This window comes from Occallatibacter sp. FHG110214_02 (genome assembly GCF_059115385.1).
This window is the reverse complement of record NZ_JBZYWK010000002.1, coordinates 76,569-102,920: the sequence shown is the minus strand read 5'-3', so window position 1 is coordinate 102,920 and position 26,352 is coordinate 76,569. Positions and strand designations below refer to the sequence as shown.

General features: G+C 49.6%; 23 protein-coding genes. 5 read left to right on the top strand and 18 right to left on the bottom strand.

The window, feature by feature from the left end; genetic code table 11:
- Window positions 1-8: 8 nt before the first annotated feature.
- From AC5S3R_RS02525 to AC5S3R_RS02470, 12 genes are all read right to left on the bottom strand, one after another.
- Window positions 9-1,355 carry an O-antigen ligase family protein gene (locus AC5S3R_RS02525; RefSeq protein WP_494265045.1) on the bottom strand — a complete coding sequence of 449 codons (1,347 nt, stop codon included), beginning with the start codon at window positions 1,353-1,355 and terminating at the stop codon, window positions 9-11.
- Window positions 1,356-1,513: 158 nt separating this feature from the next.
- Window positions 1,514-2,434 (bottom strand): DUF6625 family protein, encoded by a 921-nt coding sequence (locus AC5S3R_RS02520; protein WP_494265399.1) that lies wholly within the window; start codon window positions 2,432-2,434, stop codon window positions 1,514-1,516.
- A gap of 2 nt (window positions 2,435-2,436) precedes the next feature.
- Window positions 2,437-3,396 carry a glycosyltransferase family 2 protein gene (locus tag AC5S3R_RS02515; protein WP_494265044.1) on the bottom strand — a complete coding sequence of 320 codons (960 nt, stop codon included), beginning with the start codon at window positions 3,394-3,396 and terminating at the stop codon, window positions 2,437-2,439.
- Window positions 3,397-3,498: 102 nt separating this feature from the next.
- Window positions 3,499-4,197, bottom strand: a complete 699-nt coding sequence (locus tag AC5S3R_RS02510) for a class I SAM-dependent methyltransferase (RefSeq protein ID WP_494265043.1) — start codon at window positions 4,195-4,197, stop codon at window positions 3,499-3,501.
- Between the two features lie 69 nt (window positions 4,198-4,266).
- Window positions 4,267-5,436 carry a glycosyltransferase gene (locus AC5S3R_RS02505; RefSeq protein ID WP_494265042.1) on the bottom strand — a complete coding sequence of 390 codons (1,170 nt, stop codon included), beginning with the start codon at window positions 5,434-5,436 and terminating at the stop codon, window positions 4,267-4,269.
- Window positions 5,437-5,485: 49 nt separating this feature from the next.
- Window positions 5,486-6,385: a hypothetical protein gene (locus tag AC5S3R_RS02500; RefSeq protein WP_494265040.1), complete on the bottom strand. Its 900-nt coding sequence runs from the start codon at window positions 6,383-6,385 to the stop codon at window positions 5,486-5,488.
- A gap of 114 nt (window positions 6,386-6,499) precedes the next feature.
- The gene (locus tag AC5S3R_RS02495; protein ID WP_494265039.1) at window positions 6,500-7,324 is read right to left on the bottom strand and encodes an FkbM family methyltransferase; all 825 of its coding nucleotides are present in this window, start codon (window positions 7,322-7,324) and stop codon (window positions 6,500-6,502) included.
- Window positions 7,325-7,398: 74 nt separating this feature from the next.
- Window positions 7,399-8,775 carry a lipopolysaccharide biosynthesis protein gene (locus AC5S3R_RS02490; protein ID WP_494265038.1) on the bottom strand — a complete coding sequence of 459 codons (1,377 nt, stop codon included), beginning with the start codon at window positions 8,773-8,775 and terminating at the stop codon, window positions 7,399-7,401.
- A 181-nt stretch (window positions 8,776-8,956) separates the two neighbouring features.
- Entirely contained in the window at window positions 8,957-9,796 is an 840-nt protein-coding gene (locus AC5S3R_RS02485; RefSeq protein ID WP_494265037.1) for a WecB/TagA/CpsF family glycosyltransferase, read from the bottom strand.
- 140 nt (window positions 9,797-9,936) lie between these two features.
- Window positions 9,937-12,171, bottom strand: a complete 2,235-nt coding sequence (locus tag AC5S3R_RS02480) for a GumC family protein (protein WP_494265036.1) — start codon at window positions 12,169-12,171, stop codon at window positions 9,937-9,939.
- 15 nt (window positions 12,172-12,186) lie between these two features.
- Window positions 12,187-13,176 (bottom strand): SLBB domain-containing protein, encoded by a 990-nt coding sequence (locus AC5S3R_RS02475; RefSeq protein ID WP_494265035.1) that lies wholly within the window; start codon window positions 13,174-13,176, stop codon window positions 12,187-12,189.
- 665 nt (window positions 13,177-13,841) lie between these two features.
- Complete coding sequence (locus AC5S3R_RS02470; protein ID WP_494265034.1) at window positions 13,842-14,954, bottom strand: tetratricopeptide repeat protein; 1,113 nt, start codon at window positions 14,952-14,954, stop codon at window positions 13,842-13,844.
- A gap of 295 nt (window positions 14,955-15,249) precedes the next feature.
- On the opposite strand from AC5S3R_RS02470, the gene AC5S3R_RS02465 reads away from it, so the two are divergent.
- On the top strand, window positions 15,250-16,074 hold the full coding sequence (locus tag AC5S3R_RS02465) for a hypothetical protein (RefSeq protein ID WP_494265032.1): 825 nt from the start codon (window positions 15,250-15,252) through the stop codon (window positions 16,072-16,074).
- Between the two features lie 67 nt (window positions 16,075-16,141).
- Here AC5S3R_RS02465 and AC5S3R_RS02460 read toward each other — a convergent pair whose 3' ends face one another.
- The 6 genes from AC5S3R_RS02460 to AC5S3R_RS02435 all read right to left on the bottom strand — a co-directional run bounded on the left by AC5S3R_RS02460 (window position 16,142) and on the right by AC5S3R_RS02435 (window position 22,059).
- Entirely contained in the window at window positions 16,142-17,242 is a 1,101-nt protein-coding gene (locus AC5S3R_RS02460; RefSeq protein ID WP_494265031.1) for a radical SAM/SPASM domain-containing protein, read from the bottom strand.
- Window positions 17,243-17,269: 27 nt separating this feature from the next.
- Window positions 17,270-17,560 (bottom strand): PqqD family protein, encoded by a 291-nt coding sequence (locus AC5S3R_RS02455; protein ID WP_494265030.1) that lies wholly within the window; start codon window positions 17,558-17,560, stop codon window positions 17,270-17,272.
- Window positions 17,561-17,574: 14 nt separating this feature from the next.
- Window positions 17,575-18,414, bottom strand: a complete 840-nt coding sequence (locus AC5S3R_RS02450) for a hypothetical protein (RefSeq protein ID WP_494265028.1) — start codon at window positions 18,412-18,414, stop codon at window positions 17,575-17,577.
- A 94-nt stretch (window positions 18,415-18,508) separates the two neighbouring features.
- The gene (locus tag AC5S3R_RS02445; protein WP_494265026.1) at window positions 18,509-19,786 is read right to left on the bottom strand and encodes a nucleotidyltransferase domain-containing protein; all 1,278 of its coding nucleotides are present in this window, start codon (window positions 19,784-19,786) and stop codon (window positions 18,509-18,511) included.
- Window positions 19,783-20,073: a hypothetical protein gene (locus AC5S3R_RS02440; RefSeq protein ID WP_494265025.1), complete on the bottom strand. Its 291-nt coding sequence runs from the start codon at window positions 20,071-20,073 to the stop codon at window positions 19,783-19,785. The genes AC5S3R_RS02445 and AC5S3R_RS02440 overlap by 4 nt, the downstream gene beginning before the upstream one ends.
- Before the next feature lie 771 nt (window positions 20,074-20,844).
- Window positions 20,845-22,059, bottom strand: a complete 1,215-nt coding sequence (locus AC5S3R_RS02435; RefSeq protein WP_494265023.1) for an O-antigen ligase family protein — start codon at window positions 22,057-22,059, stop codon at window positions 20,845-20,847.
- A 195-nt stretch (window positions 22,060-22,254) separates the two neighbouring features.
- Between AC5S3R_RS02435 and AC5S3R_RS02430 the strand changes: the two genes are divergently transcribed.
- From AC5S3R_RS02430 to AC5S3R_RS02415, 4 genes are all read left to right on the top strand, one after another.
- Window positions 22,255-22,992 carry a hypothetical protein gene (locus tag AC5S3R_RS02430; RefSeq protein WP_494265022.1) on the top strand — a complete coding sequence of 246 codons (738 nt, stop codon included), beginning with the start codon at window positions 22,255-22,257 and terminating at the stop codon, window positions 22,990-22,992.
- A 262-nt stretch (window positions 22,993-23,254) separates the two neighbouring features.
- A complete protein-coding gene (locus AC5S3R_RS02425; protein WP_494265021.1) occupies window positions 23,255-23,827 on the top strand; it encodes a UpxY family transcription antiterminator in 573 nt (190 codons plus the stop codon).
- 326 nt (window positions 23,828-24,153) lie between these two features.
- A complete protein-coding gene (locus AC5S3R_RS02420) occupies window positions 24,154-24,903 on the top strand; it encodes a Crp/Fnr family transcriptional regulator (RefSeq protein WP_494265020.1) in 750 nt (249 codons plus the stop codon).
- 282 nt (window positions 24,904-25,185) lie between these two features.
- On the top strand, window positions 25,186-26,271 hold the full coding sequence (locus AC5S3R_RS02415; RefSeq protein WP_494265019.1) for an EAL domain-containing protein: 1,086 nt from the start codon (window positions 25,186-25,188) through the stop codon (window positions 26,269-26,271).
- Window positions 26,272-26,352 lie beyond the last annotated feature (81 nt).

Genomic DNA, 26,352 nt, shown 5'->3' with positions numbered 1-26,352 from the left:
ATCTTGTGCTATGCCCTGATACTCGATGATTCGGGCGAAGCTTGCAGCCACTCTGCAGGCGTATTGAAGAAATAATATTGCCACTGCGCGACCCTGATGTGGAGCGCAAGGCTTTCCAGGTAAACATAGACAGCAACCATGACCAACAAATCGACGGAAAAGCTTGCGGTGGTGGTTTCCGGTATAGAGCGAACAGTGAAAAACATCATTACAGTGCCTGCTTCCAGCAGGCAAAGACGGTCTTCCGGATTCAACTGCCGGCTCTTTTTGTGGAGACGGAAAAACAGTATCCACCCAGCGATCCACGAGACAAAATATGGAACGCCTCCAACAATTCCAGCGTTCAACAGTGCCTGGAGATAAGAATTGTGGACATGCTCCTCGAAGATAAGACGGTCTGCCCATTGACCACGGCCTAGAATTGGGGCGTCCCCAAAGGCGACAACGCCCTTTCGATAAGCACGTGTACGCCCTGTCATGCTAAGGAATTCTTCTCTCGATTGTCCCCGTTCAATATAGGAGGTGATCTGGTTTGAAACGGTAGCAGGAGAATCAAGGAGAAGAACTATGATGACGGTCAATATCGCAAAAGGAAGTGCATAGCGCCGCACGCGTGATCCGATGATAAGCGCGAATAGAAGCGCTGCCATTACTCCGAAGACGGCGCCACGTGATTGCATGCGATACACGATAAAGAGGGCAAGAGCAGTAAGGCCAAGATACAACGCAATGAGAGATGGGCGGCGGCTGTGGAAGGCGCGCACAAGGCACACCAGTCCAGGAACAGCCGCCCACCGGGCAACTCCCGATGAACGAGATTGGTTTTCCAAATCTTTAACGACTGCCCCATAACCTGTCTGGACATGGCCGAATATCGTGTGACTGGCTTCGCGTGCGACGAGAGCGGCAACAACAAATGTTGCAATCCATGTCAACTGAAGTAGCTGCCGCGAAGATCCAGTGAGGTCTTGCCGACCGACAAATGTCCAGGCTGCAAGAATTGTGGCAAGGAAGGTTACCGACCAATATAAAGACCAATATGGTTCAGGAGAAAAAATGGATGCAAGAGCTGCTAGTGCTCCATACACCATGAGGAACAGCGATGGATTTCGCCAGCTTGGATTGAGATTTCTCCGGCTCAGAAGAATGAGTATGGATGCAGGAAGTACGATAAATGGGAGGATGGCACGAATTACCAACAGCCAATCACTCATGCTGGACGCTGTTTGGATATTCCAGAATCCGCTATTCAGATTGAACCAAAGACAGGCCCACAGCATAATTGCAGACACTGGAGCGCTGAGCGCAAATTTTGCTCGAATATGCGCCCAGCCAGGAGTTTGCTCTCTCGCCATTATTGGTGCTCGGTAAAAGTCCATTCTCTCTGAGGCAGCTCTGTCCATAGTTCACGCTTAGGAAGTTTTCCAAACATATCGTGCTGCTTTATGCGGATATTGTGCAAAAGCTTGATGTTCCTCGCATCCAACTAATGCAAAATTGTTGGGCATTCACCTTATGTTCCGTGGATTTTTCTATTTATCATGGCTGCAATGCCATTGAAAATTCTGCGCGGTTCTTCTAGTAAGCCCTCGTAGATTCCTGGTTTCCGCGTATATACACCCGTGTTCTTGATGAAAAATGTCGCTGGGCTTACTTCAAGAAATGGTGTATGAAAAAATCGCCGTTTCATTATTACCCAATGAAGATACAGCACCTCTTCATCTAGCTTTATATCTTTAATCTTTCCAGAGCTATATTTGAGGGTTCTCCCCCAGGGGATTTGTTCGCAGGCCAAATCTTCAAAGACGCATTGGAGGATTCCATCCTTTTCCAGAGACTTGACTATATGAGTGAAGCTCACCACTTCGCTGTGCAGTGACAGAGGATTTGTACCTGATATTACTTCCCTATAAAATTGCCCACCCAGTTCATCGAATAGGAATGTTTGAGGGCTGAAGAATACAGTTTGCCAATTCGGGCTTTGCAAATATAGGGAATTGACCAACGAGCTGTTTTTCAAGAAGCAAAGCGAGCCACTTAGCCATCCTTTTCTGAAGCTCACAATGTCATTTCCGGAACAGTATTTCTCTACCGCAGCGTCTATATCTCCGTAGAGCACATCGAGATCCCCATAACCCCAGTATGGATACTGATGGATAAAATCCTCAAATATATGCCCATAAGCTGGCTTAAAATCACAGCATTTATGCGGCCTCGAGAACTCAATAGTGACACCAGTCTTCCGCGTTGCCAGATGGCAAAAATCCTGTAAGCGGAAAGAATGAACATGCAGATTACGTGGAAGGGTATTCGAGAAAACTGCGTCCGTAAATAAATGAACGTCCATATGAGCCAATGCCGAAACTGACTCCACATAATATGGAAACCATGCGGGAAGCTCTCCAAAATAAGGAATCAATAAAGCAACGCGCATACTCACACTGCAATCGTTCCAGATCTCTGCTTGAAAGAAAATAGCTTGCCTGTGTATAGAATCATTCCACGGATATTTCCTCGCAATCTGTCGAGGTCGGAATTATTTCTCTTCCCCAGGTACGAAATGAAAGTCATGCCTATCCGTATCACTAATCCGGTGTAGCAGCAGAAAATTGACAAGCCATGCTTCCTGACAAAGTAGATACGATTTCTCACCTCAGTCTGCCCAAACTGGCGCATGCTTATTCTTCCTGCGACAGAGGGATAGTGGCAGTACTGTGCTTCGGCAACAACTGCAAGCGTGCCTGTCTTACCTATCGTGTAACTCAAGTCAAGATCTTCAAGATAGCTGTAGCTATCATAGAATTCATCGAACTGAACGGACGCGAGAGCTTCCCTTCGATAAATTACAGCAGTGGTGGGAATCCACTCCACATTGTGTGTTTGCTCAGCCTTAGGAATTATTGACTGCCACCCGCTCTTCGCTACATAGCCTGGCCTGGAATCATAGAGACCAAGGCGTGCAGTTAGCCAACTGCGCTTCAGTAGGCCATCCTTGCGTGCAGGGTAGTTACAAAGATTGAATGCCGTTCCCAGAATACTCTTATTAGCATTTTTCCAGAACCGCTTCATCGCTTCGAATGCATCGGGGTCAAACGTTGTATCGTCATCGACAAATCCGACGAAAGGGATTGCCGTATCAGAACCTGTAATGCCGCGATTCCTTTGCTCCGAGGCAGAAGGCGGCCAATGGCGGATGTACTTGATCTTTAGCTGAGGAAAATTCTCGATAATATCGACTATTGGTTTTCTGCTTGAATCTACCAGCACAATTTCATCAGGTGCGGATGTTTGCGTGGTTAAACTACCCAGCAGGCGTCTTATGTCTTCCGGGCGATCCTTTGTCGCCACCACAATGGTGAATCTGACAGTGGGCGGTCTATCATTCTGCAAATTCATTGAGGTTGATACCACTTCGGATGAGAGGGTAAGCATCGTAGAGACTGACGAATACAAGCCGCCCAGATTCGTTTCATGCACGACCAGTTCAGCAATCTGTGTTCAAGCGGTTGGCTTTCGGGCAGATATCAGAAGATTATTACTGAACCGCAAGCCGCGCAGCAATCCGAACGAGATCTCCTGCCAGGTGTGTGTTGGCCGCCCGGGCAGTGATCCAGTCGCGGTAAAGTGGAAGTCCCCTGGCTCGAAACCTGCTTCCACAAGAATCCTTAACAGATCCTTGCGAACAAGTGCAGTGATGTGGCCGGGATACCAGCCTTTATCGAATTGGACGAAGTGACCACGAAGTGCCAGCGCCATGAGCGAACGGATGCTTTCATTGTTGGGTGTGGTGATAATAACGTTTCCGCCCGGCTTGCAAAGGCGGTACAACTCACGTGCCGTAAATCGAGGGTTTTCCAGGTGTTCAATCACCTCGGAGGCGATTACGACATCAAAATAGCCGTCATAACCCGGAATTGATTCATTCAGATCTTGCCGTACCCATCCCGAAATCTTCATATCTAGCGGGAGATCAAAAAGGTCAGCCGCATGCACTTCGCTGAAGACAGGCATTGCGAGCAGGCGCCGGGTAAAATTTCCCACGCCAGCTCCGTAATCGAGCACGACTCCATGGGCATGGATTGCGTCAAGTTCCGTCTCGATCATGGCGTAAATCTCGTTGCTGCTGATGCCCTGCGTACCGAAGGCGGCGGACATTCGCCAGGAGACAAGGTTTGGCGCATTTATATCGGTTGGCATAGAGATCTTTTTGTGTGCTTGATCGACAATGCAAGCAGCTTGGCATGTTGAGGTATCTATATCAACCAGCTAGACAGACGAGTGAGTGCATTGTGATGCAGAGATGATTTCGAGGCTCTTCTGGACAAAAGCACCAGCATGGAAGAATGAGGAGCATTGCTCAAGATGATTCCTTAGAAGTACCTGCTTTTCCGGGTTTGACAAGGTATCGCCGATCTTATTCGCCGCGTCATCCACAGACCCGAACAAGAGGTCACTATGGTTTAGGATCTCGACTTGCCCACCATCGTCAGGCGCAAAAACGATCGCTCCAGCCTTAACCATCTCCGCAACAGAGATGCCGAACGGCTCTGCGCTGCGCGCTTGGATGCCGAACCGGCAACTGGCAAGAATTTCCATCTTTCTTTTGCCAGTTACCTGGCCTTCCGGAATAATCCAATCCGCATGCTCCTGGCACAGTGCGGAAATTTTCCGCCCATATAGGTCTTTGCCGATGTGCCCGCAGAGATGAAGGCGGATTGAGTGGCCACGGCTGCGTACAGTTTGCAGGATGGTGATTGCGCGTTCGACTTGCTTCTCCGGCGCAATGCGGCCGATCATCACGAACGCGCACTCTCTATCTTTCCATGCAACCTGTGGGAATTCAGTCCAGACGCATGGATATACAATTGCCGCACAATCTACATCACAGGCCTGCTTTACAAGTCTTGCGGTCCACATAGAATTCGCAATCAATTGATCCTGGCGAAGCACATCCCGTCCCGAAGGTTTTGCATACGCAAAGGCAATTCTCAGGTAGATTTTACGCAGTGTTGAATCCTTATAAATAAAACCGGATGAAGACGGATCGATTCTTTTGCGGATGTCTTGATGCCAACTGAAGTCAGCGATGAAATGAATCGCTGGTAAACCCCAGTCCGTTAAGTTATAAGCGCTGATTCGCACATCATATTCTGCCGCTACCTGGCGTGCGAACCGCTGATAGCAGGCGCCGCGCAGTGCCGAGGCGGTCATGCTACGGAAGAAGCGAGGAACAGGTGCAATCCGAACCTGAACTTCTTCAGGCTGGATATGTGTGTCGTAGTACGCATTCAGAGAGGTCAGATCCCAGCCTCCAGTAGTTAGTACTGTAACCACATGGTCAGATTTCAGTGCTTCGATCAACCACATAACGATGGCTTCCGAACCGCCACGGCCTATGAATGGATGCCCGATGATAACTTTTCTTTCCGTATTCATATCAATTAAATTCGTCAGCTTTTGGAGTCAGTTTGGGCATGACTACTTGCTATACAGCAAGATTGTGTAGATCGCTGTAGATTGTCTGGATGTCGGTTTCTGAGTAGAGCGTCCTGACTACTTTGTCGTTGCCACCGGCAAAATTATTATGACGGGAAAGAGCAACAGATTCCGTGCCAGAGATACTGCGGCAACGTGTCAAATAAGGGGGACGATCAAATATTTGCCGTATCCGATAACCGGAACGAATTGCTTGCACATGAAGCCAAAGATCATCAGCTAGCGCGGCAGTACTTCCAAAGGCATCTCCTGCATTCTTTAGCACGGCCAGAAATCCAGGAGGATAACATACACCCATAACTCCGAGCATCAGGTTGGCAAAGCTTGGCTTCGCTATTCCATAGGTCTCCCACTGCAAGTAATGATGAAGTTGTTGCCCTTGCATGGTCACTCTATGTGTCCACCAACAGTTAATGACGTCAGGATACGCTTCGTTCGCTCGCTTTAGAGAGCTGAGCCAGTCACGCGGGTAAATGATGTCGTCATCCGCAGTAACCAATGCCACATGAAACTCCTTCTCCGATTCAACATATGGATAGTATTTTGTATGTGGCCCATAGTTCTTACATAACTTAATTTCAAGGCCACGCATCTGCAGGCGGATTAAGGATTTGGGAAGGCTCTTATAGGTTTTTTCGTCATCAAGCCAGAGAATCAGTCTGGACGGGAGTAGCTTTCCAGATGCGATTGATTCGATCGCTAGATAAACACTTCTGGTTCGCTTTCCATACGAGGTTAATGAAACTACTGGAGTTCCCGGTTCAGTAACTGGAGATTGGCTCGCCTGGTTGCTGATCCATAACACGGCAAGGTCGAAGCAAAAAACGGCTTCTCGTAACACCCTGCGCGGAAAGTGAAGGATCAATTCACGGAAGCGAATGATATTCATGACCAATTTCCAGCCAGATATTCCATGCAGATGTTTATATGCCTTAAGCTTGTTCGAGCTTTATATCAGTTCAAGTGTTGAAATAGATTCGGAAGAACTCTCCTGCAGCATGGACTACTGAGAGAACTTAATTATGTAGTCGGAATGCTGAACACGGCATGGTGAGTCCAGATCAGGGAGGGGCAATATAGTTCGCCGGCCTCTGATATTCCTAACCGGTTTTCTGGAAAATGTAAGTTCAATAACTTCTGGCAAGTTATCGGGAGCGACCTGAGCATTGTTATTTGCATGAAAATGTACAATGTCGAACGAATTCAGAAGCTTGATGACGGCACTGGTAAAATCCGCACGACGCTTGTGGGTGTTGTGAAATTCAATAACGATGCAGATTATCCTGCTCTCATACTTCAATATGTCATCGATGATTTTGTATTCCGTGCCCTCAATATCTACCTTCAGAAATACTCTGTGTGCGTCTGCCCTTTCGAATATCTTGTTGAGCGTCACGTCTGATGGTAGATCGTGAGTATCAGTGACCCGTTCCTGGAAGTGCCTGACTTCTTCTCGGAAAAATGAGTTGTAAGAAAAATAACATTGGATTCGATGTGCGAAAAACAGCAGTGCCGATCGGCGCACGAATGGATATTTGGCGATCATGATACCTTTGATCGCATTTATGGCAGTTTTTAAATAGAAATCTCTGGAGACTGAATAATCATAGGCATGAATAGGGATCGAAGGATTCCTATGCTTGAACTTACTATCGAATGACCAGTTATCTCCTATCCCCAGAGAGAGAAGAAAATCAGCAGTGTCTATTGCTAACTCCGGAACAACATATCCGCCATCATGCTTACGGCCTATGCGAACCAAATCATCGACTATCGCAGGTGCAAGAAAGTTGAGACTGCACGGGATGAGTAATTCCAAAGATTTCATGCAGCACACCTACTAGCGTTCTTACACAGTTTTTCGGATAACGTGACCTATATATCGTTCCTTCACTTGGCCCCTTATTGTGCTATGCGGTTCAGCAGCATTCTTCGGTCTGTCGGTGCCAGTATTGTCAGGCTTGTTGCGATGATCGAAACAGCACAGGTCGCCAATGTTGAAATACAGGCAGCTACCCATTCGGAAGCAATCCTGAGGGTTGTGACTTCAATGGAAATAAGAATAGATAATGCTGTAATCGCTGCAAACGGAATACATATCCTCGTTGCAAGTGAGCGTAGTGGCAAGCCAACCTCATAATGAGCATTGCGCAATGATACGGGGAACATTAGTACAAGTAGCGCGAGAATTGCACTTACCGGAATGGCAGAAATGCCCCAATGATGTACAAGGAACGTAGCCAGTATGAGGGACACTACGGCATAAGCCAGAAAGCCAAATGAAATGCCGTGGAAACGATTCGCAGCATTTCCTGCGCTGGCCAGCATCCAGAGAAATCCTTCCAGGAGCGAGAACACCAAAAGCCAGTGCAGAAGCTGAGTATCTGGAGTTATCTGACTATGGGACCAGATGCGTATGAGCCAAGTGCCCCCGGTCCAGATACCAGCCATAAGGCTTACGGAGATTATTGTGTCTATAGCCATGACAGTTCGAAACAAGAAGCGGAGTTTGTCCTTGCCCGGTTCCGCATAAGCTGCGGCATATTCGGGGCGTAATGGAGCACGAAAGGTGGTGAGGATACTTCTGACTATGTTGGAAACGGTGCGTGTCGTAGTGAAAAGCGCCACCCCTTGCCCTCCCAAAGCTCTGCTGATGATAATTACAGGCCCTTGCAGAGCAAGCGTGTTGGCAAACATCTGCAACAGAAATTGTCCAGATGGGAAGATCAGTGAGCGAGCAGTATTCCACGATGCATTACGTAGGTGGGGTATGAGTTGAGGGTCTCGGCGCCAGATCAAACCATAGGTAGCGCCAAGCAGCATGAGTCCTGCCATCGCAATAATTGAGGACAATTCGACTGGACCTAGTTCAAGAAGTAGCGACATCCCCGTAACAGTGAGAGTGAACATCTGTCCAACGTTATATATCCACTGGTATCTGGCGAAATCCCCTGAGGCTATATATGTAGATCCGAGTTGGCGGCCAGGAATACCTATCAGGAAAGTCAGCAATAAACCTGCAAAGACTAGGCGGCTATCACGCAAGCTCATCGCCCTTAAGGCAAGCCAGGAATGAACTGTAAAACAAGTTACGATAACCGTGCCTATCAAGATGCCAAGAATGACCATGCCTATCGACAAGGCCCAGGCCGTTCCCTGAATGCGCTTAAATTCCAGCCAATTCTGCGTGGCGTACGCATGTGCTGCAGCATTGGTAGCTGCCGTTGTCAGACCAAAGTCCAGTGCGCCGAGATAGCTCACAACCGAGTAGAGTGCCATCCATTCTCCGTACACCGTAACAGACCAATGACTTAGATACAGCGGAAGAAGGAGAAGGTTACTCACGATGCCTAATAATGTTGCCGTAGCTCCGGCACTCACACCATGAAGCATACGATTTGCAATTCCACCGCGTTTGCGAACATTGCGCGTCGAATACTCTTCAGATCTTGTCTCGATCTCAGGCCCCCTCAGAATCTGTTTGACTGCTCAAGGGCTTTTCGCCGCGCAATACTTCCATTCCTGCATGGAAAAGAAAGCGCGGGCCGTCCAACAGGTCACGTTTCCAGAGTTTTTTAGGTTCTTTCAAGAAGCGATAAGCCCACTCAAATCCCAGTGAGCCAATCCAATTAGGGCAGCGGGTAACCGTGCCTCCAACAAAGGCGAAGGCAGCACCTACACCGATTACGACGGGAACTTTGAGCCGATCGAGCCTTTCGTAAATCCAGGTTTCCTGCTTAGGCAATCCGAGGCTTACCCAGAGGACATCCGGGCGAGCTGCGTTGATCCGCTCGATGGCCTCCCTGTCTTCGTCGGGAGTGAGGCTACGGAAAGGCGGGGAAAAGACTCCTGCGAACTTATGACCTGGGTAGCTGCATGTGAGTGTTTTCTGCAAAGCGGCTAAGGTAGAATCTGTGTCGCCGTAGAAGTAGCTGCGGTAGTTCTTTGTGTTCGCTCTACGAAAGAATTTGTGCATGATGTCTGCGCCGGGAGCGCGCTCCACTCCCCTGTGCCCGCGAATACGTGCCACCCATACGGGCGCGATACCATCCGGAACCCACAGGTCAGCGTTGTTTAAAACGGTTCTCACATCGGGATTTTTATATGCCTCCCACAGTCCATGAAATCCAGTGACAACAATCATGCGGCAACCATCGGTGTGTTCTTCAATCCAATGCTCGATATAGTCAACCACGCGGTCCGCAGAAACGAGATGTACCTCTGAACCGAGAATTCGAACGCATGGCTCGTTGGATGTTGCCGCCGAAATTTGTTTCGTTATCAAAAAGATGTATCTCATCTAGTCACTTGTCTTTCTGCCGATAAAGACGAGTGGGGTGCTGCTGAAACTGGCAATGGCTTTGGAGATCAGGGGTGCCGCTTGTAAATATTTATTGCGGCATTGAGGATGGGCGCGGCGTTGTTTTGCATGTCTCCCAATTACTCATACTTCTTGTAGTTGTAATATCCATATTGCGGGTAGCTTTCAGAAGATGTGTGCTGCGTTACCTGATTTAAAACAACGCCAATTATGTTGACTCGGAGACGCTGCAACGCAGAGACTACGGCTGCTACAGCATTCCGTTTTGTGACTCCCGCGCGGCTGATGATAAGTACCCCATCTGCGGCTTTGGCCATTTGCAAGCACTCTGCAAAGCCCAAAAGCGGAGGCGAATCCAGTATCACCAGATCGTACTCCTTCGCGAACTCATCCAGCAGTTCCGCAAGACGTGGGCCGATCAGATCAGCCGCGCGATGAGAGCCGGGGCCCGATAATAACAGGCTTAAATTCGGGTGTTCCTCCGCTGGCTGTACTACAGCCTGCCAGGGAAACTCGCCAGCCAGCACGTTGGAAAGTCCTTCGAGTGGAGTCAACCCGAATCTTGTGTGAACGCTAGGCCGACGCAAGTCACCATCTACCAGCAGTGTTCTTTTGCCGCTGGCGGCGTTAGCAGTCGCAAGATAGACAGCCAGAGTTGTCTTTCCTTCCTCGGGCTGAGCACTTGTCAGCATGATGGAGCGCAGACGCTGATCAAAGTCAGATAGAAGGATAGTATTGCGAATCGTCCGCACCGCTTCTTCATAGCTTGAAATTGAGCGATAGGTACCGGAGCGTTGATTTTGATTTCCATTTAGATTGCTGCTCGCGTCGTTCAATCCGGGTGTCATGCTTGCTTCTTTGAGGCCAGGAGTCCTCGATATTTGAGGTATCCTACGATCCAGCGGCAAAGTTCCAATAACATCGGCGTGGAGGAAGCGGGTAGCTTGCTCGGTGTCGCGAAGGGTTGTATCGAGGGAGTCTAAAAAGATGGCTATGCCGACAGCAAAAAAAGTCGAGATGAAAAATGCGAGCAGAAGATTTTGTTTTATGTTTGGAAATACAGCGCCTGAAGGCGGGCGGGCATAGTCTGCAATCCGGATATCGTTGCTCTGGAAACCGGCATTGATGTTTGCTTCATGAATCTTTGTGATTAGTTGATCATAAAGCGCCCTATCGGCAGCAGCTTCTTGTTTCAACTGGTTGTATTGGAACGACCGCGAGTTAATGCCATCCCAGTCGGTCTTTGTCTTTTGAACTTCAGTCAAAAGCATCTGTTCACGGCTTACGCTTTCGCGATATGCTACCGCAATTCTGTTGCTAATATCCTGTTGCGCATCTTCATATTGCTTCTGCACTTCCGCAAGTTCTGAGGCAGCCTTGCGGTATTCAGGATGCGTTTCCGCATAAGTGCTCTTGATTAAGGCAAAGTGCTGGCGCGCCAAATTTAGCGCATCGGCAAGTTTTGTAAGCGTCTCTCCATGAGATGAGACTTCTGCAACTTCGATAGCACCTGATCGCATCGCTTTCCAAGATGCCTCGTTGCGAACTCGTTCAGCCTGAGCGGCAGTGTATTCCGTGTTTAATTGGAGGAGTCTCGCCGAGAGAATATTCGTTTTTTCCTCTGGGTTAATTACTTCCAAATCTTTTTCGAATTGCACGAGCGCCAGGTTTGAACGCTCCATCTTTGCCTTGAGTTCATCTATCTGCTTTTCCATGAAGGAAGACAAATTGGCCGACGAGCGTATCCGAATATCGTAAATGTGCGCCACATAGGATTTTGCAATTGCGTTGGCTACGTCAGCAGAGAGTTGTGGGTCGGGAGAGCGATAGGAGATAAGCAGTAGATAGGTATTTGATGGGCGGGTGACCTTGAGTCCGCCAATAGACACTGGTGCTGCAGTTAGTGTCTGATTTGCTGTGGAGTTAGTATGTGTTTTAGCGTGGTTAACCAAATTAAATTGTTCTGCTACCGGGCGCAGCACGGCATCGGATTGAACAAGTTGGATCTGCGTGGCGAGAAACTCATCCGGATCTACATAAGATGTTGACGCGGCTGAGCCCTGACCAATAATTTCCGATGGCGACTGCATATCGACATCAAGGGTCACGCTGGATTCATAAATCGGTTTGAGGCGGGAAGAAATAATAAAGGTAGCAAGTATGCAAACAGCTACAAAGGCGAGGATCTTCCATAAGTCTCGCCGGAGAATCCAGAGATAGTGTTTCAGGGGTATTGCCCCCGACTCCAACTCCAAACCATGCATCGAAGGCAGCGGTGGGTATTGCCCTGGAGCCGTATGCTGTGGAAGGGATGCCGTGGAAAATTCAGGCGGTAGTGTTATTTTTTCGGGCATAAATTTATACAGAGTCTAGCGAGAGATATAGAGAAGTGTAGTTGCCAAGCCAGCACCGATCATGACGGATCTGTCAAGAACGGTAAGGCTAGCCCTTAGTCCGGCAGCATCCGGAATGTAGAAGATGTCATTTGCCAGAAGCGGAACATCGGGGGCCTTCCGATTCATGATTTTTTTTAACTCGACAGGAATTTCGCTTCTTTGGCTCTGGCCATTTTCCAGGCGATAGATATATGCGATGCGTTTGGAAAAGCGGTCCAGTCCTCCAGAGAGAGCCAGAGCTTTCAGCACACTGCTGGTGGCTCCATCGGTGATTAGGAAGGCACCAGGTCTTTTGATATTGCCAACCACATAAACTCGTCCAGCTTCCGGAACGGTAATTACCTCTCCACCCTGCAATTCGAAGTTCAAGGAGGGATCAGCGGAATCAAAGAGGTTGTGCACGGGAATGTGTTGTACAAGAGGGGATGATTGTCCACCGGGATTCGATTGCCGTCTGCTCACCAGTATTTCCGAGCCAGCATTTTCTGTAAGCCCACCGGCTTGGGAAATGGCCTCCAGAAGTGTCACTGTGCCTGTAGCCTGGAAGGTCGTCGGATTCCTCACGGCCCCAATGATGGAAATTGGCCGGCTACGGTATTCCACTATGGACACCGACACGATGGGGTCAACCAGCACTTTGTCTTGAATTAGAGCTACTTTGATCGCTTGCTCAAGATCGGATGGATACAACCCGCCTGCGTGAATGGTATGCCGTAGCATCGGCAATCGAATTTCAGCGTTTGAATCAACACGTACCGTGCGCGTAAGTTCAGGAGAGTCATACACAGAGATGCCAATCAAATCATTCTTCCCGATACGTTCCGCAGGAAGATTTGAGGCATCCGCAAAAGTGGCCGTACCGGCAGCATTATGGGCTATACTTGGCGGTTGCTGTGCATAGATTCGGCCAACAATCAAGACGCATAGAAAAGCGGTCCAGATTCTATTTTTAGTAGGATTCATGATCAGACCCTGGTTGTTATTTGCGGCACGCATTTGCGTAAGGCAAGAAGCATCTATATGGGATTTAACTTTTCAACTCAGCAATGGAAGACATCACTTTTGTGAAGAGCTCCTCGATCTTTTGATCTAATCTGCTTAATTGAGCCTCAAACTCATTTCTGCATATACAGTTCGAACCTTCCATAGGCATGTTATTTAGGTGGGACTGCATAGCTTCACGCGCAAAGTTGGATAGGCTCTGTGTGCCGTTGACTGCACACAGATGCTGTAGCGCCTGATACTCCTCTTCACAGAGCCGAACGCTAATCATGCGCGAACGAGGTTTGTGGATTGCCATGCTGAATTGGTTCGGGAGCAGTGGGTTGCAAGCCCCAAGGGGCTAAACATAAGGAGGGAAGCACAACTAGCCGATGCTGGAAGAAAGTGCTGAACCTTAAGAAATTTTGGCCAAGCTTCGCCGTATCGGTCCCATATTTCTTGACCGTTGCATTTGCTGCTCACCAGGAAATGCCCAATGACAAGGTTAGACAATGAATTGTTGTGTCTCCCAGAGAAGCAAATGGTTCGAGCAAACTGTATAACACTGTCAGACAGATGTAATTGATATATATCAATTACATCTGTCTGATCTTTGAGAGTGGGGTTAAGTGCGCGGGTTAAGGAAATCAAGCCTGTAGCCGAACCTGAGTCGAGGTGACAATCAGTGTACCGGCGACGCGAGGTGTGCCGAGGGCTCGTTTATAGATAAGCCGAAGACGCAGAAGAGTAGTCTGAGGTCCTACAGAAAAGTTCAACGGTACTTGCTTGAGCACATCGCTTGAAAGATAGGGCGAATTCGCGAGAATAGTGCCGGATTCCATATCAACAATTTGCCACTGAATCCCTGTATCGGTCGGGATACTAATCGTGCGGTAGGTATATTCCATAATGTAGTTACCTGGCTTCAGCACTATGGATTGTTCTGCAATCGAGCAGCTTTCCGGTTCGTTTCCAGCAAATTCTGTTTCCAATCCTGACTGTCCAGGCCCGGAGCGAAGACCTGGATAGGATGGAAGCGTCCAATCAAAACCAACGGGCATAGGATCTCGTGCAAAGTTGGCGTTATACGGCGTGGTTTCATTCCCGGCAACCCATCGTTGCTCAATCAGGCTGTGCCACAACGCCGCGGCCGCAGCTGCGTCCTTAGCGTCCAGCATCTGATTCACAGCAGTAAAAAGCGCCGGGCGATCCATAGCTGGCGTACCTGTCTGAGTCAGACGCTGAGCGATAGCAGCAGCTCCTGCCAACTGATCTTTGCGAAGAAGAAAGTCGAGATACTGTCGGGTTACACCGGGATTTTTATTCAATAGATTCCTCGCAATCTCCTCGGTATCCGGCGAAACGCGCCAGCACAATTCAAACAGCGCTCCCATATCATCTGCCGGCATCTCGGCAGTCTTGCGAGCCCATGACCAGAACGCATTCCTGTTGCCGCGTCGCAGATAAAAGCCAGCAAGGCTCCATCGCGGCACGTATGTATCGTCTACGGCAAAAGCTTGCAGCAGAAAGCTCTCTGCCTTCTCAAAATCGCCATCGGCCTCGGCTCGGAGCCCCAGCTCAATGTCAGCTTGGGCATTAAATGGATTCAGGCGCAGGGTAGTTGCCAGTAACTCCGGAGCATGCTCTTCGTCCAGTTGTGCCAGGCGCATGAAGTACTCCCACGCATCGGGCTCCAAGCGGATCGCAGAGCGCAACGAATCCACTGTATCCAGCCGAAACAGGAAATCTGCGTGCGCCATCTTCACCGAGTTCCATATTCCCGCTACGCAGGCGCCTATAACGAGAACACGAAATGCAACTCTGAGAAGCCGACTATGACTTATCACGGTTAACCTCGGCGCAAGAGTAACATTCTGCCTTAATCTTGCCCAAGACCTTAGCCGGATTGCATTGTTCGCATATGGCTTTGTGGCCCGGAGGACGATGATGTAAATCAAGTAATTGTTTGTGTGGTACTCAACTGTGTGCTAAATATGTGCTATGACTGGCAGTGTACTGTGCACTTCTGCCTGCAGGATGTGGGAGAAAGAAAGTATGTCCACAAAACCACTAGCCGGAGTAAAGCTGCTGGCAGCGGCAATGTTTGTTTGCTCTGTTGCGTATGGCGCACCCGACATAACGGCTGTGGGCACAGTAACCGCTCGCGGCAACCTGCGTATCGACGGCAACCAGGTTACGGGAGATGCTACTCTCTTCGAAGGAAGTACGGTGGAAACGGCAGCGGCTTCAGCAACGCTGCGCATGGACCAGCACACGGTGATCGAGGTGGCTACGGGAAGTCGTGTCATCGTGCATGCGAATTACGTTACGCTGGAACAGGGAACCATCGATATCAGACCAACCTGCGGATTTGTGGTAGAAACAAACGGGGTTCGTCTGACTCCGAATGCGCTCAATGCCCATGCCGTGGTCTCAGGCACGTCTATGTCATCTCAGTCAGGTGAGTTTTTTATTCTGGACAGTCATGGGCGTGTCCTGAACAAGGTCGGCCATGGAGGCTCCCAGTCACTCAGCGCAAGCCAGGCGCAGCCGACAGGCTCGGCATCTTATGTTGGGAACCTCAACACCCTTGATGGCCATCGCCTTCTTACGCTGTTAGCACCCGATACTCACACTACGTATGAACTTCAGGGCAAGAAAGCCGATAAAATCAACGGCAACCTTATAGAGATTGAGGGAACAATCGATCCCAACCGGAGTTCTTCATTGATTGAAGTAGGGAATGTGATCGCTCATCGGGATGGTAGGCCACTGTGTGTGGTGAAAGCCCCTCCCTATTGGCTTCTAGGCCCAGCCGCCGCTGCCGGACTTGGAGTAGGTGTAGCGGTTACTCAGCCTTCAACTCCAGCAAGTAGATAACAATTTGCAGTAATCAGAATCATCGCCGAATGCACAGTATGCATTCGGCGATGCTGTATAGAACGCTTCAGTCAACCTCAATTCGGTTGAGTTGAATTTGGACCAGGCCTGAGGATGCAGGAAGCTGGCCGCTAAGTTTAGCCCAACTTGGTTGTCCCGTTCTCGCTTCGGACTTCGTGCAGTCAGCACTCGATGGGCCACGCATATTGCCTTCCATGTAGGCCAGCCCCGGACAACGTGAGCAATAACCGGCATGAGAGCACTTGGAGCAGGTCGGCAGATCGCGTACATGAATGGACCGCAGCTCAGTCAGCGCAGATGACCTATGCCAGATTTCCTTGAAGCTCTGCGTGCGCAGGTTTCCGCATGGCATTGGAAACTGCACGCATGGGTAGACGTCACCAAATGGAGAGATGTAAACCAATGTATGTCCGGCACTGCAGCTATAGCCGTCAAGAAGTTCCTCGTTTGAGGGGGAGGCAGGAGTGCAGAACTCCGCGACATTTCCAACGAACTCCTCGGTGTGCAGTACCTCTTTCAGAGTGTCACTCGAAATGTTGAGATCAAGAATCGACCTGTCTCCATTGAGCATAGGTGTTATGGTCGGATCAATGTAGAAGGTGACGCCCATTTCCTGGGCCAGCTGTTGTACCTGCTTTCCGTCTACTGCATTGTGCTTCATCAATACATTGCTGATGGAAACCTTCAGACCAAATTCTTTTAATCGTTTGATTGCATCCAGTGAGCGGCGCAGCGAGCCAGGCAACTTGGTGATGGCGTCATGGATTTCGGAACGGTGGGAATAGATGCTGATCTGGATCTGCTCGATGCCTAGCTTCTTCAATCTCTCCGCTTCTTTAGGCCCGATCATTACAGCATTTGTCTTCAGCTTGACATTGAATCCCAGCGCCCGCGCATACTCCAGGATTTCAAAACAATCCTGGCGAAATAGCGGTTCACCGCCACTGACGTTGAGAAAGAACGTACCGCTCTCGGCAAGCTGCCGGAGGATATTCTTGATCTCTTCCGTGCTCATCTCGCCTTCGGCATCATGCTCCAGGTAGCAATGGACGCAGCGCTCATTGCAACGCCATGTGATGTCAAGATGCGCACTCAACGGAACGCCCATCGATTGTGCTTTCTCGTTCAGTTCCGTCATCAGACTCATGGCGTGTCCTCCTTTTATGGTATGTCTTTACTGCATGACCGGCTCGTCCGAGAGATGCAAAATGCCATGTTCCGCCATCCTGGTAACAAACTCTTCGGTGTCGATCAAGGCTTGTTCCGCAGTCACATCGAATTCCACACAGACTCTTTCTTTGACAATGCGCGAAAGGGGGAGTTTGCCATCGGCAGCCTGCCAGATCACTGTGCCAGTCGGGTTCAGAGAAAAGAGTGTGGAATTTACCGTAGACATGAGGATCATTTCATCGCCCAGAATGCGCGACGCTACATCGGAACTCCTGCGTACATACTTATCCATCATTATCCCCATCTCCATCATCCAATCAATTCCCAAACTCGCTGGTCGGGAAAAAATGAGAGTTGATAAACCGGTACTGTCGTTACAAAAGCACATGCCGCATCAAAAACCTGGCGCACTAGCCTTTCATCGTGCGAGAAGAAGAGGATATTCCGCATCAATCTTCGTACAGCTTCAGCCGGCTCAAGCCGTGTAGTGTAATTTTCCTTGGCCTTATCTAGGAGGTACAGCGCCTCGATCGGAGCCGAAATATTTTTCCCCGGCTTGCCCAGCTCTCCGGCAAATGGCGTGCCATATGCCATATAACCATTCGTTGTTTTGCGAATGTAGGACGCCTCATCTGTTAGCAAAGCTACGTCTGCTGGAGCTAGCCGCGCAATGGTCGTTTTCCCTGCCTCCGAGATACCTGAAAATAAAAAGGCCTTACCATTTCGTACAGCACTCGAAGCATGTAGCAGGAATCCGCCCTCTGAAGCGAGCAGGAGCGTATGCACAATGCGTAATACCGAATCGATGGAGTATGGATTCGGCGACTGATGAATCCATCCCCGGCGTGCTTCCCGGTTCCAACCTGCCTTGAAGTCGCCGCGCTCCAGTCTCCACTCTCCATCTTCCAGCCACGTTCTCACATCGGCGTCTGGATCAAACCTATCCGGTGGAATCAGCTCAACGCGGAAGGAAAATTCTGATGCTATGCCACTTTTCACATAATCGCCATAGCGTCTGTGCAGTATATTTACAAATCCATCGTTGTTAGTCTCGATTGCAATAGGAATACCGCCGATCTCAACAATCACCCGGTAGCGGGTGGCGGATTCGGAGGGCTCGATCAGTGTTGTCCTTGTATAAGCACTCAAGTGAGTTGTACTCCACTTTCTGTGGTAAATGCTTGTGATTGAGACGCAATCCACTCAAAGTTTGTTCATTTGCCGCGAAGCACTTTCAGGAGTGCTATGCCGCGTGTTGCACCACTTCTCTTCGCCACTGCGAAAAGAAACATCCCCAGGCCAATCGCAAGGTTCGCAACCCTGCGTAAAAGTGAGACAGCGCTAACGGTAGCCGGAACAGTGAAAAGTCTTCAATCGACGGAACGAAGACAGACCCAGCCAATAATCGCATACGGTCGCGTAAATCTTCGCCTGCACTGCGATCCAGCAGCCACCAGAGGCTCGAAGTTGTGAGGGAAGGTCTCTCGGCAGGCCATATCTCGGTTTCGATGCGATGTGCCAATCGCTCCACATGCGGATCGGCGAAAGCCAGAGCAGCAACTTCCCCTGGGATACCGACATGCCAGTATCTTTGCAGTAGATATAGGCTGATATAAACCATTCGCCGTGTATTGGAATCACCGAGATGGCTACGCACAATCTCCCAATTGAACTCGTGATGCATGTGGAATAACTGCGCCAGATCGCACATGTGCGATAGCCGCATCCAGCCGTGGTGTCCAGCATGAAGGCAGAGAACCACTAGCAGGTCTTCAGGATATAGCGCCGGCACATCATGATTCAGCAATCGAGTCATTGCACTACGTTCCCATATCCCATCCATATCCAAAGAGCGCGATTTGAACTCCTGAACTACACGCCAATGCACATCCAGGTCAATCCCTGCCTTGGAAGAGAACGGATGCTCAAAGCCACGGCGAAACGATGCTGCCTGCTGTGTTGCAGTGAGCCCGTACTTGTCACCAAAACCTATTGTGCGCAATGCATCACGTACGGTCCCGAGCTTTTCTTGACGTACAAGAATATCCAGATCGCGATACACCCGCAGCCCGCCATCGCCTCCATACATCTCAGCTAGCAGAGGGCCCTTATACGATATATGGTCAATCTGAAGGGAATGGAGGTGCGACGAAATCTCCAAAAGCTTGGCGCTTAATATCAGGTTACGCATAGCGATTGCCCTGCAGTTATCGCTTAGCATTTGCATTATTTTCTGAGGCGCAGCTTCGGAGGCGTTTTCACGAAGATGATGGAATAGAAGAGGCTCAAGGCCGTGCAACTCGGCCATGGCTTGTAGATATTTCCAATCAAGAGGCTTTGCAAGCAGCCTTTTAAGCAAACACCGATCATTGGTATTAAGTTCTACTCTGGCAATGGTAAGCAGCAACACAAACTCAGGTTTACTTGCTGCTGTGACAAGCACGTTTATATGCCTGGAATCGAAGATAGCCACGGGCTCGATTCCATTTCTTGCAGCGGTGGCAATTAAAAACTGGCTCATGATACCTGCATAGCGTCAGGATCTCGCATAAATTGGCTACGGTAGCCGCCCATGCGACGGATGAGGTGAAGTGCAATACGCCTCGACAGATTGGAACGGCGCAACATCATGGAAACGATGCGGCTTGCAGAAGAATGCTCCGGCTGAATGTTGCGGCCGTTGCGCAAAATGCTCACTACGCGCCCTGCAATCTCATAGGGTTGCACTGGCGAGTCATAAGTCGATAGCGAATCTCCCCGCGTCACGAGGTGGTCATGCGCAATTTGTTCAATCCGGTGCGCTGTCATCCTAGCCTTCTGGCAATAGAGAACAATCTGGCTCTTTCGTAATTCTGCGAATTTACAGTGCACGACTGTGATTTCATCACCAGGCCAAATAACAGGCAACATGCTTGAGCCTGTTACTTTCAAACGCACTGTACCGCTACTGCGAGCCACACTATCAATTAATTCGCAGCACGCTGCATGACGTTGAGCCTCAGCGCCTATCACAGAGCCACCTCAAGAGGCATTCCGGTTATGCGCGCATTGAGCCTCGGTGGTCTGTACTTTCCCGCAGCTAAGCGCCATGGTTTCAAAAACGCGCTCATGTCGCACCTCAGGCTTTTCGTAACGCTTTCTGAGAGTGCGCTCACTTGTGGTGGGTGGAGCTACTTTATTTTTTGCTTCTGACTCGCCCATTCTCACCTCGTGACCTATTGTGTCGCTTATTGTACTTCTTTAAGTAATTCTGCAAGCCTGTTATGGCACCGAGCCTCTTCGTATCTGTTACGAAGCACCAACCGGATCGCCGAATAATTGTATTCCGTCCACAGTGACCGGCTTGATATCTCGGTTTACATTTGCTGCGCATCCTGAAAACCACGAGATAGAACGAACTTAAGTATGCACAAAATGTCTGGGTAAGAGTCATTAACTTACATCAAGAATGAACCATCATTTTTAAGAAAAGGCATGAATGTCCGACAAAGGAAGGGGCTATTTTCCTGGGGGGCGATTGCGCATTTGCATCAAACAGCGCTGAAAATATGTAATTTGGTAGTTTTTCCTGTCTTTCATTTACCAGTAGGACCTGGTTGTCTGAGCTTTCGTGTTTTCTCTGCGCATATCCGAAATTCGTTCCATATAGAGGGTCCCCAAAAGCGCATAAATCCATCCTGATACCGCGGGACGTGGAAATGGGTAATCCACGCATGCGTGCAGCATAATCGCAACCAGACCGAGCGCCCAAGGATGCCGAATGGCAGAAGGAACAGCTAGCGCAAAGGGAATCAGCGCCAGCAGAAGGAATGGGATCCCACCGTCCGCGGCAAACTCTGCCCAATCATTATGGGCATGATTTGCATAAAAGGGAAAATCCCTGACTGCATAACGCTGATAGACCTTGGGAAATGTGCCCAATCCAAACCCTGTCAGAGGCCGATGTTTCGCCATATCCACGGCAGCTACCAGAAAGGCGCCGCGCGTCAAGTCAGGGTCGATAGTGTGGAACCGCTCCGAAAGCCGTTGCCATCCCACTGCAAAAGTGAAGATAGCTGCAAAGACAGGAACGACCACCAGGATAGCAATCGCCTGGCGAGAAAGAGTGCCTCTTCTTGAACTCCGCAGCCTCATTAGCCCGACGCCAAGCATTGTCAGTAGTTCCGCTGTACATAGCACAGCTCCTGCGCGGGAAGCCGCACCAATCGCCGACGCATACAGAATCCCTCCCGCAAGCGGGTACCACCAGGAACGCCATCCCTCGTGAATGGCCTTCCATAGAGCAATGGGCAATGCCAGTTCAACAAACTGTACATAGTTGTTCTGGTACGGGAATGTTGCATATACATCCGGATATCCAGTCGGAAACATCCACAGCACGCGGCCTTGCGAAGTAAAAAGCTGCGCAAGACAGAGCACGGCCATGCACGATGCGAACCAGAGAAATGCATCCAGGAAGTATTTCTGCGCTACTCTGGTTCGGGTGACCGCCTGGCTTAGGAACAAAACACCCGCCAGGGCGCCCCACCGCAGAACCTCCCGGCGGGTTTCAAAGCTGGAAGAAGTCGTATGCGCGAGAAGCTGGCCGATTCCCCAAAGCGGCATCAGATATACAAGCCATGATTGCCAACCCGCGTCCATAGGGTGGCTTTTTCGCCTGATATCGACCAGTAAAAATACAGCAAGAAGGGCATAGACGCCGATCTGGAAGGATTGAAGAGCCCATTCTGCCCGGACAAAAACGGTGGCAGTGCCGAAGATGAGCAGCAGAAAGAGCAGTGCGCCGGCTGCCACATCGGTGTACTGGAGATTTCTGTCGGCCATGCTTCCGGGCCCCGTATCCATGTGCATATCTGTGGCAACCGATTCTATCAATTTGGCACCTCTTTGTTGCATTACCGGGAAATTTGTTTCCTATGCTGAGCAGTAGCTTAACCCTGCGTGGAATTCGCCGATATACCCGGCAAGCGTTAACGCAGAGGTGGCAGCTTGATTTCGCACTACGGCAAGATGCAGTTATATCGGAGCGTTATGCTCCCGAGGAATGACCTGATTTTTGTAAAGGTCATAAGTAACACGGTAAACTTTCGGAAATACCCCCATAATTTCCAGAAATCAGCAACACAAAAGTTGAAGTATTTGTCTGTCTTTGTTGTAAATTTCCTCAAGCTTCTGCAATCTTTCATATCCAAACCCAGTAGCAAGATGTGCTTGAGTTCTGCTGCAAGTGCTGCATTTTATGTCGTCAGTGCTATCGTTGGTCAAAACTGTTCCGCGCAGGATCTTCCAGTCGCGCCAGAACTGCGTGTTGTATCTTCGCAACCAGGCAAACAGAGGATGCTTATCACGCCTGAAGAGCTTGATACGTATTCCTCTACTGTCTCTTCTGCGCCTGTGTCCGCAGCAGGATATATCGCTACTCGCCCGGTTCCAAATCCCAGGATTGCTGATTCCAAGTTCTTTCTGATGAATGGCCTGCATTTGGCAACAGCAGTCCTTGATGTCGAACTGACGCAGCACTGCATTGCAAGCCACCAATGCCGCGAAGGAAATCCTCTCATGCCCTCCTCGCAGGCTGGGCAATTGTCTGTGAGCGTCGGGTATGTTGCTCTGGGCTCCTTCGCAAGCTATTGGCTGAAAAGGCACAAATCGCAGCACTGGTGGTCTCTGCCGGCTGCCGGTGCCGCAGCTCATATTGCTGGTATCGCAACGGGACTCAGCCATTAGCGCTTAATATTTAGCAGTTCTCCTGGCTGCTATTTACTCTCCCCCGCATATGTCTGAATAGGATGTGAGTCAGTAGGGGGAGGCCGCTGATTGTGCCAGCCCCTTATACATCGGCTCAGAAATTATGCAGCACAATTGATTTACATCAATGAATGTCCCTGAAAAGCACAGGCATAGTGGATGAACCGTTTACCGCACAGCAGTAGCTATACGGCGACGGGTATAACAAGCATGAGATTACAGATTCTTTTGTGAGGGCCACATGGAATATGTGACTCAAATGGCGACAGTATGCTCAATTCCTACTGAAGTCATATGTCCGGACGGGGGCATGTCTCGGGAAGACACGCGTCCTTGGTACGCGCTTTGCATACGCCAGCGATTTCGTGAACAGTGTGAAGATTACCTGAGGACGTATTCTTACGAAGTCTTCTCGCCTCTGAAAACAGAGCTACACCAGTGGTCGGACAGGCGAAAAATTGCACATGTGCCTCTCTTTCCTGGGTATCTGTTCTGCCGCTTCGAATCCAAAGAGAGCATGCCAATCTGGCGTGCGCCCGGCGTAATTGACATCATCAACGCGAGAGGCAGATTTCTTGAAGTGGATTCGGAACAGATCGAGAATGTCAAACGGTGTCTCGATGCCTCAGCCTCAATGGATGTGGTCCCCGAGCTAGTCCAGGGGCGCAAAGTATGTGTCATTTCAGGCCCAATGGTGGGTATTTCTGGCGTGCTTGCCGTCGTCAAACAGCAACAACGAGTAGGCTTAGAAATCACGATGATGAACCGCACGGTTCTTGTAGAAATTCACGCTTCACAATTAGCCCTATTGTAATCAGCAGGATTTTCTTCGAGATTGTTTTGCTTTAATGAGAATTGCCACATCAGGGGTGGGAGTTTTTGAATTTGCCCTTACATCTGGCAAAGCATCGCTATCAGGTAACCTAAGTCAGTGCTTTATTGGACTTTAGTAATTAGAGCGATAGCCAACCTGCAGCGGTAGCGGGCCTTCTAAAGAATCAAGGGATTTTTGTGTTCAAACTCTGCATATGTAAACGGATGTGGCAGCGTTTTGATGTAAGTCATGCTGTCGATTCTTCTGTCGTGCGTCGCGGAAGTCAGCCCTGATATCGCTGGCGCTTCGCGGGGAGGATATTTTATATGCGCCCAGTTGACGAAGTTTCGGTACGCTCTACGAGGCAAGCAACCAAAAGAGACCATCGGGTAATTAAATCTTTGTTGGCTATAAAGACGCCAATAAAACCACCGGATGAAGAAGCCAATAAGGAAAAGCTTCTTGGCGCATCGAATCGTTCGGAAGTTAGCAAGGGAATTCCTGCTTTCTGCCCAACGGTCCAGAGTGGTGCAGATCATATTGAGGATATCCCTGCTGCTGAGCACGTTTGCGCAGGAGTGGTACTGACCAAGCAGGGGGAAAGACCCTCACACGTACGACTGATTCGCTCGGGAATAGTCAAGCTTGTATATCTTGATCCCAAGGGGCAGGAGTTCATCCTCGGGCTCAGATCTGAGGGGTGGTGGATTGCCTCGACGCAAGTGCTTCTTGATGTTCCAAATCTATATACCGTAGAAACATTGACGTCCGGTTCATTTTCAACCATTACCGCGGACGATTTCTCCCAGCGATTGCTGAAGAATCCGAGAATGATGCGCCACTACCTTTCGTCTATGTGCCGTGAAAGTATTATTCAGTCCAAGATGCACATCATGCTGCAGGCTAATAGTGCGGAAAACCGATTGAAGCAGTTAATGGATGAGCATGATCAATCGGTATGGAAGACACTGGACCCTACAGCCATTATGCGCCAGGCAGATGTGGCGAAATTAATCGCAGTCACGCCAGAGCATCTGAGCCGGATTCTGCATAAGCAGACCGCTTTCAACGCATAGTTGTTTTCTTATGGGCTTACTTAGTAGTTGCGAACAGAAAAAGAATTGCGTCCTGGATACTGCCAGCGACTTAGACATACCACGGAGTGTGTTCGGTTGCTCTGGCCTTGTTGTCTGAAATAACGCCCTCCTGGCGCTGTACTCCAACACCATATGCAGGTTTCTCGATGCGGCTGAGTAATCCGCACGCTGAAAGAACGTTTAAACTTCGGCCTTTTGGGCGCTACTTTATTTCCTCGATTTAGTAGTGCGATCAACATGCAGATCTGAGGTTGAATTCACATGCTCTACAGCAAGTCAACTCCGGATGATGAAGCTCAGCCCACTCCTTCACCAAACGAGACCTTCTACATCCCTCCTAAAGCTTCGAGTCTTGCAGGCAAAATAGCGCCGCTCATTGCCGCACACTCTCAGCAAAGAAGCTTTATGTTGTCTGCACCAGAAAATTTGGGCAAACAAATCGCATCAAGCTCACAGGAAACCAGCTATAGCCTCGCTTCTCCCTCTGATCTGCTCAGCAAATTCGCCTATAAGAACCTTTTAGTCAACGATCTTGCGGAAGCCGTAGAATGCGGCAACTTTAGGATCAACTTCCAGCCGATTGTCTCTCTACATGACGGTTCTCTTACCGGAGTAGAGGCCTGTGTGCAATGGAAGAATCGCGGTAAATTTGTGCCCGCATCCTATTTCATTCCTCTTGCCGCTAGTTGTGGTTTGATCGACAAGCTAGGCATGTGGGTAATTCGTCACGCATGCGCTCGCATGAAACCAGTGATGGCACGGTCTAAGCCTGGTTTTCGCCTCGCAGTAAATGTGTTTCCTCTTCAGCTAGAGTCACATTCCCTGCCGCTGGCAATCGAAGAAGGACTAGCCTCGGCACATATCCGGCCGGAGAACTTCGAGATTGAAATTTCTGATCAGATGCAAGGATGTAGCATGCCAGTAATTAGGGATGCGGTGAAACTGCTGCATCAAATAGGCATTTCTGTCGCATTGGATGAATTCGGCGCTGGCTTTTCCAGTATCGAGAGCTTGCGGTGCCTTCGCGTCAACCGCATCAAGATCCACGAATCCATTTCTGCAGCCACTCGCGCTCGATGGCCCATCTTTGATGGGATTGCGCAGATGGCAAAGGTGCTTGGAATTCCCATCGTAGCTACTGGAATCGATACATTACGGCGACTGGAAAGAGTGCGAGCCGCGGGCTGTCAAGAAGTACAAGGTCATCGAATTGCCAAATCGGTGAGCGCTCCTGAAATTCTCTTTCTTATGCCTGCAAAAAGCAGATTTCCCACTGAACTGGGGCCTTTCTCTGGAACTGGACAGAACAAGTATTTGAGGAAGAGCAGCAAACTGCATGGCACATAGCGTAACCAGATACCCTAGCGGGAGTTTGCCAGTGAATCATCGGCTACTGGTACTCATGCGACCGCCGCGAAATGCACATTG

Bases quoted from the DNA above. Each gene is read 5' to 3' on its own strand.
- AC5S3R_RS02525 (WP_494265045.1), bottom strand. From the start codon at position 1,355: ATGGCGAGAGAGCAAACTCCTGGCTGGGCGCATATTCGAGCAAAATTT.
- AC5S3R_RS02520 (WP_494265399.1), bottom strand. From the start codon at position 2,434: ATGCGCGTTGCTTTATTGATTCCTTATTTTGGAGAGCTTCCCGCATGG.
- AC5S3R_RS02515 (WP_494265044.1), bottom strand. From the start codon at position 3,396: ATGAATTTGCAGAATGATAGACCGCCCACTGTCAGATTCACCATTGTG.
- AC5S3R_RS02510 (WP_494265043.1), bottom strand. From the start codon at position 4,197: ATGCCAACCGATATAAATGCGCCAAACCTTGTCTCCTGGCGAATGTCC.
- AC5S3R_RS02505 (WP_494265042.1), bottom strand. From the start codon at position 5,436: ATGAATACGGAAAGAAAAGTTATCATCGGGCATCCATTCATAGGCCGT.
- AC5S3R_RS02500 (WP_494265040.1), bottom strand. From the start codon at position 6,385: ATGAATATCATTCGCTTCCGTGAATTGATCCTTCACTTTCCGCGCAGG.
- AC5S3R_RS02495 (WP_494265039.1), bottom strand. From the start codon at position 7,324: ATGAAATCTTTGGAATTACTCATCCCGTGCAGTCTCAACTTTCTTGCA.
- AC5S3R_RS02490 (WP_494265038.1), bottom strand. From the start codon at position 8,775: ATGGCACTCTACTCGGTTGTGAGCTATCTCGGCGCACTGGACTTTGGT.
- AC5S3R_RS02485 (WP_494265037.1), bottom strand. From the start codon at position 9,796: ATGAGATACATCTTTTTGATAACGAAACAAATTTCGGCGGCAACATCC.
- AC5S3R_RS02480 (WP_494265036.1), bottom strand. From the start codon at position 12,171: ATGCCCGAAAAAATAACACTACCGCCTGAATTTTCCACGGCATCCCTT.
- AC5S3R_RS02475 (WP_494265035.1), bottom strand. From the start codon at position 13,176: ATGAATCCTACTAAAAATAGAATCTGGACCGCTTTTCTATGCGTCTTG.
- AC5S3R_RS02470 (WP_494265034.1), bottom strand. From the start codon at position 14,954: ATGGCGCACGCAGATTTCCTGTTTCGGCTGGATACAGTGGATTCGTTG.
- AC5S3R_RS02465 (WP_494265032.1), top strand. From the start codon at position 15,250: ATGTCCACAAAACCACTAGCCGGAGTAAAGCTGCTGGCAGCGGCAATG.
- AC5S3R_RS02460 (WP_494265031.1), bottom strand. From the start codon at position 17,242: ATGAGTCTGATGACGGAACTGAACGAGAAAGCACAATCGATGGGCGTT.
- AC5S3R_RS02455 (WP_494265030.1), bottom strand. From the start codon at position 17,560: ATGATGGATAAGTATGTACGCAGGAGTTCCGATGTAGCGTCGCGCATT.
- AC5S3R_RS02445 (WP_494265026.1), bottom strand. From the start codon at position 19,786: ATGAGCCAGTTTTTAATTGCCACCGCTGCAAGAAATGGAATCGAGCCC.
- AC5S3R_RS02440 (WP_494265025.1), bottom strand. From the start codon at position 20,073: ATGACAGCGCACCGGATTGAACAAATTGCGCATGACCACCTCGTGACG.
- AC5S3R_RS02425 (WP_494265021.1), top strand. From the start codon at position 23,255: ATGGAATATGTGACTCAAATGGCGACAGTATGCTCAATTCCTACTGAA.
- AC5S3R_RS02420 (WP_494265020.1), top strand. From the start codon at position 24,154: ATGCGCCCAGTTGACGAAGTTTCGGTACGCTCTACGAGGCAAGCAACC.
- AC5S3R_RS02415 (WP_494265019.1), top strand. From the start codon at position 25,186: ATGCTCTACAGCAAGTCAACTCCGGATGATGAAGCTCAGCCCACTCCT.